Here is a 16,956-nt window from a genome sequence, read left to right as displayed (position 1 = left end):
GCATCATGTCCGCCTCCTCTCCCCCCATCGTCGTATTCGATCTCGACGGCACGCTGGTCGACACCGCGCCTGATCTGATCGGCGCCCTGAACCATGTGCTCGACCGCGAGGGCCTGCGGCCGGTGCCGCTGGCGGCCGCGCGCAACATGATCGGCGCCGGCGCGCGCAAGCTGCTCGAACGCGGGCTTGAGGTGGAAGGACGCGCGGTCAGCGTCGGTGACCTTGACCGCTTGACCGCGGATTTCGTCGACTATTATGCCGAACATATCGCCGATGGCTCGCGCCCGTTCGACGGGCTCGAGGCCGCGCTAGACCGGCTCGAGGCAAAGGGCCATCGCTTTGCGGTGTGCACCAACAAGCTGGAATGGCTGTCGAAGCTGCTGCTCGACCGGCTCGGCCTGACCAAGCGCTTCGCCGCGATCTGCGGCGCCGATACGTTCGGCATCGCAAAACCCGATCCGACGTTCCTGCGCGAGACGGTGGCCCGCGCCGGCGGCCGGCTGCCCGGCGCCATCATGGTCGGCGATGCCGGCCCCGATGTCGGGGTGGCAAGGCGCGCCCAGGTCCCGGTGATCGGCGTCGATTTTGGCTATACCGACGTCCCGATGACCGAGCTAAAGCCGGACCGGCTGATCAGCCATATGCGCGATCTGCCGGACGCGGTCGCCAGCCTGAACGCGGCATAGACCTTCCGCAACACACTGATATCGCTTGACAATATTCAGCCATGCGATTCCGCCATTAACCATCCTTTAACGAGCAGGGCCCCTGCTGTTGCGCCTCTGTTCCGACGCACCTATGGTCCGCTCCGGGGATTGTGGCTGATTGCCGCAGTAGAGTGTGGATCATGCGTCGTATCATCGTGATTGCGGCCGCCGGGCTGAGCCTGGCTGGCTGCTCCTCCTTCTCATTGGATTCGTTCAAGTCGGCGCCGCCGCCGATGCCGGTACAGCTGGATTCGAACCCGCCCGGCGCCGACGCCGTGACCTCGCTCGGACCGGGCTGCAAGACGCCCTGCACCGTGTCGATCCCGGCGCCGGAGACCAACTTCTCGGTCACCTTCAACATGCCGAAGTTCCAGCCGGCGACCGTTCCGGTCACCGTGACCCGCGTTCCCGGCGACTTCACCACGCCGGCCACCACGACGCTGGATCCGAGTCCGGTGTTCGCCGAGTTGCAACCGGCCGGCCCGCCGCCGCGCGCGGCGAAGAAGCCGATACGGAAGAGGAAGCCGAAGCCGGCTGCCGCAGCGGCTCCCGCCGCCGCCGCTCCGGACTCCGCGTTCCCCGCCCCGAGCGCGGCTGCGCCGGCGCCGGCCGCGGCTCCGTCGCGCTAGCGAAGGCGGCTGCACCGGATTTGCATTGCACAAGAGCCCGGCCCAAAGCCGGGGTTTTTGTATTTGGTGGAGGCACATCCGCGATTGCGATCATGCATCGCGTGATATGCTTCGCCTATCGCTTTGCATGTTGCGGATCATCCATACGATCATCCCTTGGGACGCATTGTGACAACGCGCCAACATGCATAGATTGCGGATGCCGGAGCCGATCACGGCGCGGCAGGCAGGAAACAGATTGCAAGGCCCGAACTGAATGAACGGATCCACGCAAGCGCATTCCGACACGCTGTTTCGTCCGATGACCGATCCGTTCGGCCGGACCATCCGCTATTTGCGCGTCTCCGTCACCGACCGCTGCGACCTGCGCTGCTTCTACTGCATGTCGGAGGACATGACCTTCCTGCCGAAGGCCGATCTGTTGACGCTCGAAGAGCTCGACCGGCTCTGCTCGGCCTTCGTCGCCAAGGGCGTGCGCAAGATCCGCCTCACCGGCGGCGAGCCGCTGGTCCGCCGCAACGTGATGGGCCTGGTGCGCTCGCTGTCGCGCCATCTGACCACGGGCGCACTCGACGAATTGACGCTGACCACCAATGGTTCGCAGCTGGCGCGCTTCGCCCAGGAGCTGGCCGATTGCGGCGTGCGCCGCGTCAACGTCTCGCTCGACACCCTCGACCCCGTAAAATTCCGGGCCATCACCCGCTGGGGCGACATCGACAAGGTGCTGTCAGGCATCGAGGCGGCGCGCTCGGCGGGACTCGCGGTCAAGATCAACGCGGTCGCGCTGAAGAACATGAACGAGGACGAGATTCCGGCGCTGATGGAATGGGCGCACGGCAAGGGCATGGGCCTCACCCTGATCGAGGTGATGCCGATGGGCGACATCGGCGAAGGCCGGATCGATCAGTACGTACCGCTGTCCTTGATGCGCGCGCGGCTCGAGAAGCACTACACGCTGACCGATCTGTCCGACGACACCGGCGGCCCCGCCCGCTACGTCCGGGTCGCCGAAACCGGCGGCAAGCTCGGCTTCATCACGCCGATGACCCATAATTTCTGCGAATCCTGCAACCGGGTGCGGATCACCTGCACCGGCACGCTGCACACCTGCCTCGGCCACGAGGACGCCTCCGACCTGCGCCGGCCGCTGCGTGCCTCCGCCGACAATGACCTGCTGGCGGCGGCCATCGACCGGGCCATCGGACTGAAGCCGAAGGGGCACGATTTCATCATCGACCGCCGCCACAACCGTCCGAGCGTCAGCCGCCACATGAGCGTGACCGGCGGCTAGTCTTCAAGCTTCTCCCGACGCGCGGCCTGTCCCCCGATTACCAAGGCGGGACAACAGTTTGCCGCGGCGTCAATTTGTCCATTTTCCGATTGACGGCGTTCCACGGCGCTGATTTGGTGAATCAGCTTTCACGCTAGTCTGGCCAGCATAGGCCGCTGCCCTCCGTCGGCTGCTGCCGACGATCCCCGGCAGCCAAGAACGGCTGAAGCGGATTTCGGGGGAGGACGAACGTTTTGCAACTGCTCCTGAAAGTGAGCCGTGGCTCCGTGCGCATGCGCGCGGCGGCCAGATGATGCTTGAAGAGATATTCGGCGCGCGGATGGCGCGGCCGTGGAGATCGTGATGCGCCCATTGTTGGCATTAAGTCAGGCCATCGACCAACTCAACGAGAAGATCGGCTACATCTGCAACCTGCTGGTCCTGATCTCGTGCCTGGTCAGCGCCGGCAACGCCATGATCCGCTACGCGTTCAGCTACTCGTCGAACGGCTGGCTCGAGGCGCAGTGGTACATGTTCGCGATCCTCGTGATGTTCGGTGCCTCCTACACCTTCAAGCGCAACGAGCATGTCCGCGTCGAGATCATGTATCTGATGCTGTCCGAACGCGGCCAGCTCTGGCTCGACCTGATCGGAACGCTGTTCTTCCTGATCCCGGCCTGCCTCCTGCTCGCCTATCTGTCCTGGCCGTTCTTCTACCAGGCCTATGCGGTCGGCGAGATGAGCGGCAACGCCGGCGGCCTTCTGCGCTGGCCGATCAAGTTCGTTATCCCGTCCGGCTTCGTGATGCTTGCGCTGCAAGGCGTCTCAGAGGTGATCAAGCGGATCGCCGCGCTGCAGGGCTACGTGACCATCGACGCGAAGTATGAGAGGCCGACTCAATGATCACGCTGGAGATGATGCCGCCACTGATGTTCGGCGGCCTGATCGTAGCGATGCTGATCGGTTATCCGGTGGCGTTCACGCTCGCCGCGGTCGGCCTGTCGTTCGGGTTCCTCTCGATCTATCTCGGCTTCTTCGACCTCAACTTCCTGCAGGCGATCCCGGGCCGCATCTTTGGCAGCGTGCTGTCCAACGAGCTGCTGCTGGCGATCCCGTTCTTCACCTTCATGGGCGCGATATTGGAGAGATGCGGGCTCGCCGAGGACATGCTGGATTCGATGGGCCAGCTGTTCGGCCCGATCCGCGGCGGCCTCGGCTATTCCGTGATCATCGTCGGCTTCATCCTCGGCGCCATCACCGGCACGGTGGCGGCGCAGGTGATCGCGATGGCGCTGATCTCGATGCCGGTGATGATCCGCTACGGCTACAACATCCGCTACATCACGGGCGTGCTCGCCGCCTCCGGCACCATCACGCAACTTGTCCCTCCCTCTCTCGTCCTGATCGTGCTCGCCGACCAGCTCGGCAAGTCGGTCGGCGACATGTATCTCGGCGCCTGGGGCCCATCGGTGTTCCAGATCCTGCTGTTCGCCGGCTACACCTTCGTGCTCGGCATCTTCAAGCCGAGCCATGTGCCGGCGGTGCCGATCGAGGCGCGCACGCTGACCGGCTGGGCGCTGTGGAAGAAGTGCCTGCTCGGCATCATCCCCTCGGCGGTGCTGATCTTCGTCGTGCTCGGCACCATGATGATGGGCCTTGCGACCCCGACGGAAGCCGGCGCCATGGGCGCGGTCGGCGCCATTGTGCTCGCCGCCATCCACCACAAGGATTTCAGCGCCACCGGCAACAAGGTGCTGATCGTCGGCGTGATCGCCGGCGGCATCGGCACCATCATCGCTATGCTGTACAGCGAGAACTTGATCTTCAAGCTCGCCTTCGCGATCACCTACGCCGCGGTGGTCTGGATCTGCCTCGAGGCCGTCAGGATCCCGGACCTGCGCGACCTGATCAAGCAGGGCTACGAGACCACCATGCGGATCACCTGCATGGTCACCTTCATCCTGATCGGCTCGACCTGCTTCTCGGTGGTGTTCCTCGGCGTATCCGGCGGCACCTGGCTGGAGCACCACCTGACCTCGCTGCCCGGCGGCGTCTGGGGCTTCCTGATCTTCATCAACCTGTTCATCTTCTTCCTGGCGTTTTTCCTCGACTTCTTCGAGATCGCCTTCATCATCCTGCCGATGATCGCGCCGATCGCACAGAAGGTGCTGGCGCCAGTGGTCGGCCCCGACGCGGCGCTGATCTGGTTCGGCGTGATGCTCTGCGTCAACATGCAGACCTCGTTCCTGCATCCGCCGTTCGGCTTCGCGCTGTTCTATCTGCGCGGCGTGGCGCCGAAGGAAGTCAAGAGCTCCGACATCTACTGGGGCGCAATGCCCTGGATCGGCCTGCAGGCGATCATGGTGGCGCTGGTGATCGCGTTCCCGGTCGTCGTCACCGGACTGCTCGACAAGCCGCTCGATGTCGACCTCAACAAGGTCAAGATCGAGGTGCCGCAGATCGACCTGCCGCCGCTGGACTTCGGCCAGCCGAAGCAGTAGCCGGCATCAGCGCATTCGGCGCGCCTAGAGCATTTCGGTTCTGATTGAATCAGAACCGAAGCTCTGGATTCTTGTCTTGACGCGCCTTCTTCACGCGGACCGGTGTCCACTTCGCCCGAAAACGCTCTTGCGGGCGCGAGGCACGCCGCTGTTGACCGCACCGGCGAGGCCTGTGAAGACGGGGATACGGATCGTCCTCCAACTCACAGATCGCCGCCATGCCCCAACTGCGTCCCGCCCGCTCGCTTATTCGCCCGCTGATACTGTCGTTTGGTCTGGCGCTCGCCGCGCCCGCAGCGCATGCCGCCGACCTTCGCGCGCTGGCGCAACAGGAACAGCAGCCACTGCTCGACACCCTGCGCGACCTTGTGCAGATCGAATCCGGCAGCAAGGACATCGAGGGTCTGAACCAGCTCGCCGAGCGGATCGCCGGCCAGCTCAAGCAGCTCGGCGGCACGGTCGATATCCTGCAGACCACCGATATCTACCGCCTCGACGACACGCCCGAGAAGATCGGTCCCGCCGTGCAGGCCGTCTTCAAGGGCACCGGCAGCGCGAAGATCATGCTGATCGCGCACATGGATACGGTGTATCTCAAGAGCATGCTGAAGGACCAACCCTTCCGTATCGATGGCGACAAGGCCTACGGGCTCGGCATTGCCGACGACAAGCAGGGCGTCGCCACCATCCTCCACGCCGTGGCATTGCTGCAGAAGCTGAACTACAAAAATTACGGCACGCTCACCGTGCTCATCAATGGCGACGAGGAGATCTCTTCGCCCGGCTGGCGCGGCACCATCACCCGCCTCCCCGCGGAACAGGATGCCGTGTTCTCGTTCGAGGGCGGCGGCACCGACGGCACGCTGCGCCTCGCCACCAGCGGCATCGGCTCGGCCTACCTCACGGTGCACGGCAAGTCGTCGCATGCCGGCGCCAGGCCCGAAGGCGGCGTGAATGCGCTCTATGAGCTGTCGCACCAGGTGCTGCAGATGAAGGACCTGTCCAAGCCGGAGCAGGGTCTGAAGCTGAACTGGACAGTGTCCAAGTCCGGCACCAACCGCAACGTGATCCCCGCCGAAGCCACCGCCCAGGCCGATGCGCGCGCGCTCAAGGTGGCGGATTTCGACGAGCTCGAGAAGGCCTTGCAGAACAAGATCAAGAATCGCCTGCTGCCGGACTCCAGGGTGGACGTGAAGTTCGAGGTGCGCCGCCCGCCGCTCGAGACCACCGACGCCTCGCGCCGCGTCGCCGGCCACGGCAAGACGATCTACCAGGAGCTGGGCCTGTCGCTGAACGTCGCCGAGAGGGCCACAGGCGGCGGCACCGACGCGGCGTTTGCCGCCCTCAAGACCAATGGCGCCGTGGTCGAAGGCATGGGCCTGTCGGGCTTCGGCGCGCACTCCAACGATGCCGAATACGTGCAGATCAACAGCATCGTACCGCGCCTGGTGCTGACCACGCGCATGATCATGGACCTGTCCGACGGCAAGGTGAAGTAGACCGGCAAGGCCGCGGCACGTTCGCGGGCCGGCTCAGGACGCCGCCGGCTCCGCCTTGGCGAGGCGGAAGCGCAGCGTGAACTGGGCGCCGCCGGACGGCAGGTTCTCCACTCTTACCGTCGCATCGTGATCGTCGACGACGCCGCGCACGATCGAGAGCCCGAGCCCCGCGCCGTCGGTGCGCTGGCGATCGCTGCGCCAGAAGCGCTGGAAGATCAGGCCCTGCTCGGCGGGCGCAATCCCCGGCCCGCAGTCGCGCACCTGCACCGAACCGTTGTCGTGCACCTCGACATCGACCGAAGTCCTCTCGGCGGTGTACTTGATGGCGTTCTCCGCCAGATTGAAGATCGCCCGCTGCAGCATCTCCGCATTGCCCCTGACCTGCACCGGATTGTCGGTGCCGCGCAACGCGATGTCTTTCTGCTGCGCCAGCGCGTAGGGCGCGATCGAGCCGACCACCTCGGCGCACACCGCGCGCAAATCCGCGGTCTCGCCGGGATCCAGCACCAGCGTGTCGAGCTCGGCGATCTCGAGCAGCTGGCTGACGATGCGGCTCATGCTCTCGATGTCGACATGCAGCTCCCTGGTCCCCTTGGCCGCATCGAGCGTTTCGATCCGGGTCCTGAGGATCGCAAGCGGCGTGCGCAGCTGATGCGCGGCATCGGCCGTGAACTGGCGCTGCACGTGAAAGCCTTCCTCAAGGCGATCGAACGCCTGGTTGACGGCCGTCACCAGCGGCAGGATCTCGCTCGGAATTCCCTCCGTCGGAAGGCGGATATCGGTCCTTGCCGGTCCGATGCTCCTAGCCTCCTCCGAGGCCCGCAACAGCGGTGTCACCGCGCGGCGGAAGATCAGGATGTCGGTGGCAAGCAGGATCAGAAGGATCGGGATGGTGATCCAGCCAACCCGCCGGAAGAAGTTGGAGACGATGTCGTCGATGATGACGTCGCGATGCGACAGGTCCTCGGCGACCAGGATGCGCAACGTCTGGCCGCCGAGCAGCTTGGTGACGCTGGCACCGGAAATCCGGTTGGCGGACACCGGCAGTCGCGGCGCCTCGCGATGTGACGAGAACAGCAGATGACCGTCGGCATCGTAGATGTCGTAGCGGTATCGGCCGTAGGCGTCGGAATAGAGTCCCTTCAGGCTGTCCGGCAGGTTGAGCTGCACCTTGCCTGCGGCATCGACCGAGAGGTTCTGGCCGAGATCGGCGGCTTGGTCGCGCATCGCTTCGCGATGCAGCTGATTTATCTCCGAATTCAACAGCCATAGCAGCAGCAGCGGCAGGAAGATCGCCGCGACCGCGACCGCCACGATGTGCAGGAACACGATCCGCGACGTCAGCGACTTGAAGCGGAACACGCCTACTTCTCCTCCGCCATCAGATAACCGACGCCCCGAATGGTATGGATGATGACCCTGGCGCGGTGCTCGGCGAGCAGCTTGCGCAGCCGCGACACGTAAACCTCGACGGCGTTCGAGGCGACCTCGCCGGACAGGCCGAAGATGTGGTCCTCGACATTCTTCTTCGGCACCACCCGCCCCTGCCGCCGCAGCAGGATCTCAAGCACGGATGTTTCGCGCGCCGAGAACACGTGCGGAGCGCCGTCGACGAACACCTGCTTGCTCTCGGTGTCGTAGACCAGATTGGCGAGCTTCAGCGAGGAGCCGAGCAGCTGGCCGGGCCGGCGCAGGATGGCTTCGAGCCGCGCCACCAGCTCTTCCAGCGCGAACGGCTTCGCCAGATAGTCGTCCGCGCCGCTGCGCAGGCCGCTGACCCGATCCTGCAGGCCGCCCCGCGCGGTCAGCACCAGGACCGGCAGCGGATCGGTCTTGCGGCGAAGCTCCGACAGCACCGACAAGCCATCGCCGTCGGGCAGACCGAGATCGAGGATCATGGCGGCATAACTGACGCTGCGCAGCGCATCGCGCGCCTCGGCAACGCTGTTGACGACATCGGACTCGTATCCCGCCGCCATCAGCCCGCTGGCGAGCAGCCGCGAGAGCTCGACATTGTCCTCGACGATCAGAAGGCGCATCGCAGCAATCCAGTCCTCATTCGATCGATCTTCCGCTTGCTGTCGTCAAAACAAGACGCATGCGAAGGTGACGTCTCGATGGCGACACAAGCGCATGTTGCTCCAGCTAGTGTTACTGCCCTGAAAACAGATACCGCCAACCCGCTGAATCAAAATCTACGCCAGGCGCCTTTGATTGCGCCCGTGTAAGGCTGACGTCAGCTAGCCATGATAACATAACGGATTGCACGTTCGCGCCCGGAGATCGAGAACTGGCAGCTGCCGCCACGGCCAGCGACCGGCGGTCATGCGTCTTCGCAAGCCGCGTCGCGCCGCTGCCGTGATCGCGGCATGGAAAAGCCCCGGCGCTTTCGCTCCGAGGCCGATTTCCTGTCCAACTTACAGCAATCACGCCTGCGAATGGCGCGCCATGAAATTGTCGTAGCCGACCTCGGCGACCTGGAACCATTGATAGCCGTTGTTGGAGAACGAGGTCAGCGAGTCATAGACCTTCTTGAAGTTTGCATTGGTCGCCGAAACCTCGGCATGCAGCTCCTTGGCGGCCTTGAAGGAAGCTTCCATCACCGCAGGCGGGAACGGACGCAGCTTGGTGCCGACCGCGAGCAGCTTCTTCAGTGCGATCGGATTGGCCTGGTCGTAGCGCGCCATCATCCAGTTGTTGGCGAGATGGCCGGCCTGCTCGAGCACGAACTGATAATGCTTCGGCAGCGCGTTCCACTTGTCGAGATTGATCATCGCCACCAGCATGGGGCCGCCTTCCCACCAGCCGGGGAAGTAGTAGTTCGGCGCGACCTTGTAGAAGCCGAGCTTCTCGTCGTCGTAGGGACCAACCCACTCGGCCGCATCGATGGTGCCTTTCTCCAGCGCCGGATAGATGTCGCCGCCGGCGAGCTGCTGCGGCACCGCGCCGAGCTTCTGCATCACCTTGCCGGCAAAGCCGCCGATGCGGAATTTGAGGCCCTTGAGATCGTCGACGCTGTTGATCTCCTTGCGAAACCAGCCACCCATCTGGCAGCCGGTGTTGCCGGCGAGCAGCGAGGTGACGTTGTAGCTCTTGTAGAACTCGTTGAGCAGGTCCTTGCCGCCGCCCAGCATGAACCAGGCCTGGTTGAGGCGCATGTTGGGCCCGAACGGCACCGCGGAGCCGAAGGTGAAGGTCGGGTCCTTGCCGAAATAATAATAGGGCGCGGTGTGCCCCATCTCGACGGTGCCGTTCTGCACGGCGTCGAGCACCTGCAGGCCCGGTACGATCTCGCCGGCGGCAAAGGTCTGGATCTGGAATTTGTTGTCGGTGGCTTCACCGACCGCCTTCGCCATCAGCTCGGCGCCGCCGTGCAGCGTGTCGAGCGACTTCGGCCAGCTCGTCGTCAAGCGCCACTTGAGTTCCGGCATCGACTGCGCGATCGCGGGAGCTGCGACCGTGGCGGCGCCGGCGACGCCCAGACCCGTGACCTTGATGAAATCTCTTCGCTTCATTTGAATCCTGCCCTGTTCGATTGTGTTGTCCGAGCGTCGACTGCTTTCGATCGTCGCGCCGCTTTTCTTTTTGCCGTCATGACCGGTGACCGATCACACGCCGCCTTCGTGCCGAGGCTTCGGATGCGAGCATGGAACATCCCCTTCACGAATGCCAGACGCAAAAAACCCGGCCTCCTTGCGGAGGCCGGGCAATGCGTTCGCGTCGCGCGAACGCTCGTCCAAAAGGCTAGACGCCGATCAGCCGCGGGTGCGCGAGCGGATCATGAAGCTGTCGAAGGTGTATTCGGCGACCTGCCACCACAGATACTGGTCCGAGCGGTAGGCCTGCATGGCCTCGATCGACTTCTTGAAGTCGGCATTCTTGGCCGAGATTTCACCCCAAAGCTCGTTGGTCGCCTTGAGGCAGGCCTCGAGCACCTCGTTGGTGAACGGACGCAGCTGCGTGCCGCCGGCAACCAGCCGCTTCAGCGCCGAGGGATTCTGCATGTCGTAGCGCGCGGCCATCCAGCTGTTGGCGTTGGCGGCGCCGTTGGCCAGGATCGCCTGATAGTTCTTCGGCAGCGCGTTCCACTTCTCCAGGTTGACGAAGGAGTGCACGGTGGGACCGCCTTCCCAGAAGCCCGGATAGTAGTAGTACTTCGCGACCTTCTGGAAGCCGAGCTTCTCGTCGTCATAGGGACCGACCCATTCGGCCGCGTCGATGGTGCCCTTTTCGAGCGCCGGATAGATGTCGCCGCCGGCGAGCTGCTGCGGCACCACGCCGACCTTCTGCAGCACCTGGCCGGCAATGCCGCCGATGCGCATCTTCAGGCCCGACATGTCGGCGACGGTCTTGATCTCCTTGCGGAACCAGCCGCCCATCTGGGTGCCGGTGTTACCGGTCGGGAAACCGATCACGCCGAACTTCTTGAAGAACTCGTTGCCGAGCTCCTGGCCACCGCCCTGATACCACCAGGAGTTCTGCATGCGGGCATTGAGACCGAACGGCACCGACGCGTAGATCGCGAAGGTCGGGTCCTTGCCGACATAGTAGTAGGCGACGGTGTGCGACATCTCGACCGTGCCGTTGGAGGTCGCGTCCAGCGCCTGCAGGCCGGGGACGATTTCACCCGCCGCGAACACCTGGATCTGGAACTTGTTGTCGGTCATCTCCGCGACGTACTTCGACAGCTCGACGGCACCGCCATAGATGGTGTCCAGCGACTTCGGGAAGCTCGAGGTCAGGCGCCACTTGATTTCAGGCGAGGACTGCGCGATCGCCGGCGCGGCAACCGCCGTCGCGGCAGCACCGGCCGCAGAAACTTTCAAAAAATCACGACGCTTCATCGTAAGACTTCTCCTTCAGGGGCGTTTCCCAGTGACCGCAAGCAGCTCTCCGGCAGGCGCGTGAAGGCTTGCCGAGGCGCTCTGGTCGGCCCTTTAACACGGAAGGTGGCTTCACGGAAACGCGACAATGGCATGACCGCGCCAATTAAACGAAAGTCTGATGAGGCTGGAAATCAGCCGGAAAATGCGCCTTCAGGCAGCGACGATGACGCCTGGCAGGTGGCCGCGGAGCTGCCGCCGACCGCGCGGTAAATCGCCGCGTGCGGGCCGTCCGGCCCGCTCTCAACCGCCGGGGGTTACCGGAGCAATCAGCGCCGCGTCGTCTCTCTCGCCTTCTTGGCTTGATCAGCCAAATACCGCCCGCGCCGGATCCAGCTTTGCGCAGTTGTCTTGCTGACGCCATACGTCTTGGCGATCACCTCGGCAGCCTCGCCGATCGAGTCGGATTTCTTGGCCATGTTGAACGCAAGCCGGGAGGCCTCTGCGCGCTTCTCCCGCGTCAGATGTTTGCGGTGCTGTTTGTTTGCTTCGCGTGATGCTGCCATGTCGATGGTCGCCTCACGGCCCCTTCCCGCAGTTTGGCTTCACCCGCGGCCGCCTTCCGCTGATCGAAGGATGGTACGATTCGGCCACTCCTGCATAAACATACAGGCCGGAACCGATTCAGCAATCGTCCAAAGGCACCAACGGCACGGGCCTGTGAAGAAAGCCGCCGCGCTCCCGACGCTTCGCGGCCAATCGGCCCAGCGGGACAGCAGCGCAGGCTCAGGCTGCCGCGATGACGCCTTGCAGCTGCTCGCGGACCTTGCCGCCGATCGCGCGGTAGATCGCCGCGTGCGGGCCGTCCGGTTCGCTCTCGACCACGGGGTTGCCGGCATCGGAGGCGGTGCGGATCGCGATGTGCAGGGGGATCTCGCCGAGGAACGGCACCCCCAGCTTCTCGGCCTCGTGGCGGGCGCCGCCATGGCCGAAGATATCCGAGCGGGTGCCGCAATGCGGGCACTGGAAATAGCTCATGTTCTCGACGATGCCGAGCACCGGCACGTTGACCTTCTTGAACATCGCAAGCCCACGCCGGGCGTCGATCAGCGAAAGGTCCTGCGGGGTCGAGATGATGACGGCGCCCTTGAGCGGGACGTTCTGCGCCAGCGTGAGCTGGGCATCGCCGGTGCCGGGCGGCATGTCGACCACGAGCACGTCAAGCGTGCCCCAGGCGACGTCGCGCAGCATCTGGGTGATCGCCGACATCACCATCGGCCCGCGCCAGATCATCGCGGTGTCCTCCTCGACCAGGAAGCCGATCGACATGATCGACAGGCCGAAGCGCTGCAGCGGGACCATCTTCTTGTCGTCATTGAGCTGCGGCTTCTCGCGGATGCCGGTCAGCCGCGGCACCGACGGGCCGTAGATGTCGGCGTCAAGCAGCCCGACGCGCAGGCCGAGGTCGCGCAGGCCGAGCGCGAGGTTGAGCGCCGTGGTCGACTTGCCGACGCCGCCCTTGCCGGAGGCGACGGCGATGACGGCGGAGATGCCGGGGATCTCGGCCTGCCGGGCCATCGGCGATTGCCCGCCGGGCGGATGTGGATGGCGATGGGCGGACGCCGGCGGGACGCCGCCGGCCGGCCGCGGCGCCGGTGCCGCCCCGCCCGCCTTACGCTCGGCGGTCAACGCGATCATCGCGACGCTGACGCCGGGAATGGCGCGCACGGCGTTCTCGGCCTGCGCGCGCACGCTCTCCCAGGCGCGGGCCTCCGCGGCATCGACATTGATCGAGAAGAACACCTTGCCGTCGGTGACCGTGATCGCCGACAGCACATTGGCGTTGGTCAAGGCCGTGCCGCGTGGCGACATCACCTTGGCAAGGCAATCGAGAACCTGTTGCTGCGTCACGCTCACCGCGCATCTCCTGGAAAGTTCAAGAGACCGACCCATAGAGCGTTGCAGCGCAAAAGGCTACCTCGCTCCGACGTCGTCCCGCCGCTCGGCCGGCGCGGCCGAGCCACCTTCCTTGGCGGCCTCGTAGTTCAGCTCGATCATGACCCCGTTCGGGTCGTTGACGAAGATCTGCCAGAGATCGCCGCCGGGAACCTGGCGCGAGTCGAATTCCATCCCCTTGGACTGAAGCCGCTGCCGCATCCCATCGAAGCCCTGGCTGGCAAAGGCGACGTGATGGACGACGCCCGAGTCGGGCTTTTGTGCCTCGTCGGTCGCCGAAATATCGACCAGATGCACGACCGCCTTGCCTTCGCTGTACATCCACGCACCGGGGAACGCGAAGTTCGGCCGCGCGCCCTTTTCCAGGCCCAGAATGTCCTCATAGAACCGCACCGTGGCGGAGAGATTCCGAGTCCGGATATTGAAATGATCGAGCACACCGACGCTCATGCCCATGCGATACACTCCCTTTTTTGTGAAGTTCGTTGGTAGGCCAATCCTAGCACAAAACCGCCTTCTGCCATCCCACCAAGGCCGTTGCCCTCCGCTGCACAGGGGGTATGGTGCGGCTCCTTCCATGGACGGAATGCCCTGCCCGCCGCGAATTTGCCGGCGAGCGAAGGGCGATCACCACGGCAAATCACAAGGTAACAGATATGGCTAAAGTCGCTTTTCTCGGTCTCGGCGTGATGGGTTTCCCGATGGCGGGACACCTCGTGAAAAAAGGCGGCCATGAGGTCACCGTGTACAACCGGACCGCGGCGAAGGCGAAGGAATGGGCCGACAAGTTCGGCGGCAAGACCGCGCCGACCCCGAAAGCCGCCGCCGAAGGCCAGGATTTCGTGATGTGCTGCGTCGGCAACGACAACGACCTGCGTTCGGTCACGATCGGCTCCGACGGCGCCTTCGCCGGGATCAGGAAGGGCGCGACCTTCGTCGATCACACCACCGCCTCCGCCGAGGTCGCCCGCGAGCTCGATGCCGCCGCCACCAAGGCCGGCTTCAAATTCGTCGACGCGCCGGTGTCGGGCGGCCAGGCCGGCGCCGAGAACGGCGTGCTGACGGTGATGTGCGGCGGCAGCGAGGACGCCTATGCGGGCGCGGAGCCGATCATCACCGGCGCCTACGCGCGGATGTGCAAATTGCTCGGACCGGCGGGCGCCGGCCAGCTCACCAAGATGGTCAACCAGATCTGCATCGCAGGTCTGGTTCAGGGCCTGTCCGAGGGCATCCACTTTGCCAAGAAGAGCGGCCTCGACGTCGCCGCCGTGATCGAGACCATCTCCAAGGGCGCGGCGCAGTCCTGGCAGATGGAGAACCGCTACAAGACCATGAACGAGGGCAAGTACGATTTCGGCTTCGCGGTCGAGTGGATGCGCAAGGACCTCTCGATTGCGCTGGCGGAGGCCCGCCGCAACGGCGCCACCCTGCCCGCCACCGCGCTGGTCGACCAGTTCTATGCCGAGGTCGAGAAGATGGGCGGCAAGCGCTGGGACACGTCGAGCCTGCTGGCCCGTCTGCAGCGGTAACACTTTCCACCATCTCGTCATGCCCGGGCTTGTCCCGGGCATCCACGGGTTTGGATCCAACGAGAAGCAAGACGTAAATGGCCGGGACAAGCCCGGCCATGAGAGCATGGAATTGTCAGACCCGGCGTGCGCATGTGCACCCGCCCTCGCACAACAGCGGGACCCCCGCGCAAAAGTTAATTTAACTTCCCGTTTACGCTTTTCCTTAGCTCTTTAAGGCAACGCTTAATGATTTAGCGTCACAGATAGACAATGCAAAAGGCCCGCGCGGTTCGCTGGCAGGATTTGTGTTGTTTATGAGTAATCCCGCAGAAAAGCCTGAAGTTGTAGCGCTTCCGGCAGGACCTCAGGTGACGGTGCCGGTGAACAGCCGGCGCGTCGCCGCGCAGCGGGTGCGCGAGGCGCGGGATCGGTTAACGTCAACCAGTGGAACCCGCCCGGCGTTCGACGCCGAACTGCTCCGCCAATACGCCCAGACCCGCATGTCGGCGTCCTACGTCGTGATGCTGCTCGTGGTGGCAACCGGTGTGCTGTTTGGCCTCTGGATGAAGCCGATCGTCGCCGGCGCCTGGACGGTCGGCATCCTCTGCGTCCATCTCGCCATCATCCGCAGCTGTTCCCGCTTCCTCGCCGAACCGATCTCCGTCGCGGTCACCCGCAAATGGCGGACACGCTTCGTGCTGCTCGACCTGCTCTACGGCCTGTGCTGGACCGCGATCCTGATACACCCCGCCGGGCGCGACCTCGCCTCCAACACGCTGATGATGTTTTTGATGCTGCTGGTGATCGCGGTCTCCAGCATGCTGGCCGCGAGCCTGCCGATCGCAGCACTTGCGGCGACCGTTCCGGTGACGGTCGGGATCGCGCTCGACCTCGTGCTCAACGGCGCGTTCGACAATTACGTGCTGGCACTGCTCGCACTTGCAGCCGAAGGCTATTTTGCCCTGCTCGCGCACCGCCTGCATTCGACCACGCTGGCGACGCTGGAGGCCCGCGCCGAAAAGGATGCGCTGATCGGCGAGCTGGAACAGGCCAAGGCGATCTCCGACGAGGCACGGCACCGCGCCGAGTCCGCCAACGTCGCCAAGTCGCGCTTCCTCGCCCAGATGAGCCACGAGCTGCGCACGCCGCTCAACGCGATCCTCGGCTTCTCCGAGGTGATGAAGAGCGAGATTTTTGGCGCGCATACCGTGCCAGTCTACAAGGAATATTCCGCCGACATCCATAATTCCGGCGTGCACCTGCTCAATCTCATCAACGAGATCCTCGACCTGTCACGCATCGAGGCCGGCCGCTACGAGCTGAACGAAGAGGCCGTGGCGCTGGTGCATGTCGTCGCCGACTGCCACCATCTCCTGAAGCTGCGCGCCTCCAGCCGCGGCATCACCATCCACGAGGTGTTCGAGCACGGCATGCCCAGGATCTGGGGCGACGAGCGCGCCATCCGCCAGGTCGTGCTCAACCTGCTCTCCAACTCGATCAAGTTCACGCCGCAGGGCGGCGAAATCTGGTTGAAGGTCGGCTGGACCGCGTCGGGCGGGCAATATCTGAGCGTCAAGGATACTGGAAGCGGCATCGCCGAGGACGAGATCCCGGTCGTGCTGGCCTCCTTCGGCCAGGGCTCCAACTCGATCAAGTCGGCGGAACAGGGCGCGGGCCTTGGCCTGCCAATCGCGAAAAGCCTGATCGACATGCATGGTGGCACCTTCACGCTGAAGTCGAAGCTGCGCATCGGTACCGAGGTGATCGTCACCTTGCCGCCGGAACGGGTGATGAGCGCGCTGGCGCCGATGACTGAAGAAGCGCCGCCGATGCAGCCGCCGGAGCCCGTCGAGCCCGCGATGGGCGCCGACCGGAAACGCGTGCGCCGCAAGTCGATCATGAGTGCCGGCACCGGATTGTAGAGCATGTCGCGGAAGATCGTGACGCGGTTATCGCTAGAGCCCTTTCCGTTCCGATGGATTCGGAACGGGGCTCTAGATTTTGGTTCTGACGCGTTTTCTTCACGCGAACCGGTATCCACTTCGCTCGAAAACGCTTCG

Annotated in this window: 15 protein-coding genes; 8 read left to right on the top strand and 7 right to left on the bottom strand. The window is 64.4% G+C overall.

The genetic code is table 11. From position 1 onward, the window contains the following. Nucleotides 1–5: 5 nt before the first annotated feature. From QA639_RS18155 to QA639_RS18130, 6 genes are all read left to right on the top strand, one after another. On the top strand, nucleotides 6–686 hold the full coding sequence (locus QA639_RS18155) for an HAD hydrolase-like protein (RefSeq protein ID WP_283090386.1): 681 nt from the start codon (nucleotides 6–8) through the stop codon (nucleotides 684–686). Between the two features lie 161 nt (nucleotides 687–847). After that, entirely contained in the window at nucleotides 848–1,336 is a 489-nt protein-coding gene (locus tag QA639_RS18150; protein ID WP_283090385.1) for a PEGA domain-containing protein, read from the top strand. Between the two features lie 256 nt (nucleotides 1,337–1,592). Beyond that, nucleotides 1,593–2,627 carry a GTP 3',8-cyclase MoaA gene (gene moaA, locus QA639_RS18145; protein ID WP_016844402.1) on the top strand — a complete coding sequence of 345 codons (1,035 nt, stop codon included), beginning with the start codon at nucleotides 1,593–1,595 and terminating at the stop codon, nucleotides 2,625–2,627. Between the two features lie 342 nt (nucleotides 2,628–2,969). After that, nucleotides 2,970–3,509, top strand: coding sequence for a TRAP transporter small permease subunit (locus tag QA639_RS18140; protein ID WP_028334243.1), 540 nt, complete (start codon nucleotides 2,970–2,972; stop codon nucleotides 3,507–3,509). Then, nucleotides 3,506–5,107 (top strand): TRAP transporter large permease, encoded by a 1,602-nt coding sequence (locus QA639_RS18135; RefSeq protein ID WP_028334242.1) that lies wholly within the window; start codon nucleotides 3,506–3,508, stop codon nucleotides 5,105–5,107. The genes QA639_RS18140 and QA639_RS18135 overlap by 4 nt, the downstream gene beginning before the upstream one ends. 218 nt (nucleotides 5,108–5,325) lie before the next feature. Next, the gene (locus tag QA639_RS18130) at nucleotides 5,326–6,606 is read left to right on the top strand and encodes a M20/M25/M40 family metallo-hydrolase (RefSeq protein WP_283090384.1); all 1,281 of its coding nucleotides are present in this window, start codon (nucleotides 5,326–5,328) and stop codon (nucleotides 6,604–6,606) included. Nucleotides 6,607–6,639: 33 nt separating this feature from the next. On the opposite strand, the gene QA639_RS18125 is transcribed toward QA639_RS18130, so the two are convergent. The 7 genes from QA639_RS18125 to QA639_RS18095 all read right to left on the bottom strand — a co-directional run bounded on the left by QA639_RS18125 (nucleotide 6,640) and on the right by QA639_RS18095 (nucleotide 13,841). Beyond that, a complete protein-coding gene (locus QA639_RS18125) occupies nucleotides 6,640–7,968 on the bottom strand; it encodes a sensor histidine kinase (RefSeq protein WP_028334240.1) in 1,329 nt (442 codons plus the stop codon). Nucleotides 7,969–7,970: 2 nt separating this feature from the next. Continuing rightward, complete coding sequence (locus QA639_RS18120) at nucleotides 7,971–8,645, bottom strand: response regulator transcription factor (RefSeq protein ID WP_028334239.1); 675 nt, start codon at nucleotides 8,643–8,645, stop codon at nucleotides 7,971–7,973. Between the two features lie 387 nt (nucleotides 8,646–9,032). Further along, entirely contained in the window at nucleotides 9,033–10,121 is a 1,089-nt protein-coding gene (locus QA639_RS18115) for a TRAP transporter substrate-binding protein (RefSeq protein ID WP_028334238.1), read from the bottom strand. Between the two features lie 240 nt (nucleotides 10,122–10,361). After that, the gene (locus tag QA639_RS18110; protein WP_028334237.1) at nucleotides 10,362–11,450 is read right to left on the bottom strand and encodes a TRAP transporter substrate-binding protein; all 1,089 of its coding nucleotides are present in this window, start codon (nucleotides 11,448–11,450) and stop codon (nucleotides 10,362–10,364) included. 308 nt (nucleotides 11,451–11,758) lie between these two features. Next, nucleotides 11,759–11,995: a hypothetical protein gene (locus tag QA639_RS18105; protein ID WP_028334236.1), complete on the bottom strand. Its 237-nt coding sequence runs from the start codon at nucleotides 11,993–11,995 to the stop codon at nucleotides 11,759–11,761. Between the two features lie 220 nt (nucleotides 11,996–12,215). Beyond that, nucleotides 12,216–13,346, bottom strand: coding sequence for an Mrp/NBP35 family ATP-binding protein (locus tag QA639_RS18100; protein ID WP_283090383.1), 1,131 nt, complete (start codon nucleotides 13,344–13,346; stop codon nucleotides 12,216–12,218). A gap of 57 nt (nucleotides 13,347–13,403) precedes the next feature. Further along, the gene (locus QA639_RS18095; protein WP_016843272.1) at nucleotides 13,404–13,841 is read right to left on the bottom strand and encodes a VOC family protein; all 438 of its coding nucleotides are present in this window, start codon (nucleotides 13,839–13,841) and stop codon (nucleotides 13,404–13,406) included. Between the two features lie 200 nt (nucleotides 13,842–14,041). Between QA639_RS18095 and QA639_RS18090 the strand changes: the two genes are divergently transcribed. Next, nucleotides 14,042–14,914 carry an NAD(P)-dependent oxidoreductase gene (locus QA639_RS18090; protein WP_283090382.1) on the top strand — a complete coding sequence of 291 codons (873 nt, stop codon included), beginning with the start codon at nucleotides 14,042–14,044 and terminating at the stop codon, nucleotides 14,912–14,914. A gap of 296 nt (nucleotides 14,915–15,210) precedes the next feature. Continuing rightward, complete coding sequence (locus QA639_RS18085; protein WP_157341413.1) at nucleotides 15,211–16,818, top strand: sensor histidine kinase; 1,608 nt, start codon at nucleotides 15,211–15,213, stop codon at nucleotides 16,816–16,818. The last annotated feature ends 138 nt before the right edge of the window (nucleotides 16,819–16,956 follow it).

Source organism: Bradyrhizobium pachyrhizi, from assembly GCF_029714545.1.
Classification (GTDB): Bacteria; Pseudomonadota; Alphaproteobacteria; order Rhizobiales; family Xanthobacteraceae; genus Bradyrhizobium; species Bradyrhizobium pachyrhizi.
Note: the sequence above shows the minus strand (reverse complement) of the source record. Positions and strands in the feature narration are given on the sequence as shown.

Excerpts from the sequence above, each read along its gene's own strand:
- QA639_RS18115 (WP_028334238.1), bottom strand. The coding sequence starts at position 10,121 with ATGAAGCGAAGAGATTTCATCAAGGTCACGGGTCTGGGCGTCGCCGGC.
- QA639_RS18095 (WP_016843272.1), bottom strand. The coding sequence starts at position 13,841 with ATGGGCATGAGCGTCGGTGTGCTCGATCATTTCAATATCCGGACTCGG.
- QA639_RS18105 (WP_028334236.1), bottom strand. The coding sequence starts at position 11,995 with ATGGCAGCATCACGCGAAGCAAACAAACAGCACCGCAAACATCTGACG.
- QA639_RS18110 (WP_028334237.1), bottom strand. The coding sequence starts at position 11,450 with ATGAAGCGTCGTGATTTTTTGAAAGTTTCTGCGGCCGGTGCTGCCGCG.
- QA639_RS18135 (WP_028334242.1), top strand. The coding sequence starts at position 3,506 with ATGATCACGCTGGAGATGATGCCGCCACTGATGTTCGGCGGCCTGATC.
- QA639_RS18155 (WP_283090386.1), top strand. The coding sequence starts at position 6 with ATGTCCGCCTCCTCTCCCCCCATCGTCGTATTCGATCTCGACGGCACG.
- moaA (WP_016844402.1), top strand. The coding sequence starts at position 1,593 with ATGAACGGATCCACGCAAGCGCATTCCGACACGCTGTTTCGTCCGATG.
- QA639_RS18120 (WP_028334239.1), bottom strand. The coding sequence starts at position 8,645 with ATGCGCCTTCTGATCGTCGAGGACAATGTCGAGCTCTCGCGGCTGCTC.
- QA639_RS18140 (WP_028334243.1), top strand. The coding sequence starts at position 2,970 with ATGCGCCCATTGTTGGCATTAAGTCAGGCCATCGACCAACTCAACGAG.
- QA639_RS18085 (WP_157341413.1), top strand. The coding sequence starts at position 15,211 with ATGAGTAATCCCGCAGAAAAGCCTGAAGTTGTAGCGCTTCCGGCAGGA.
- QA639_RS18130 (WP_283090384.1), top strand. The coding sequence starts at position 5,326 with ATGCCCCAACTGCGTCCCGCCCGCTCGCTTATTCGCCCGCTGATACTG.
- QA639_RS18150 (WP_283090385.1), top strand. The coding sequence starts at position 848 with ATGCGTCGTATCATCGTGATTGCGGCCGCCGGGCTGAGCCTGGCTGGC.
- QA639_RS18090 (WP_283090382.1), top strand. The coding sequence starts at position 14,042 with ATGGCTAAAGTCGCTTTTCTCGGTCTCGGCGTGATGGGTTTCCCGATG.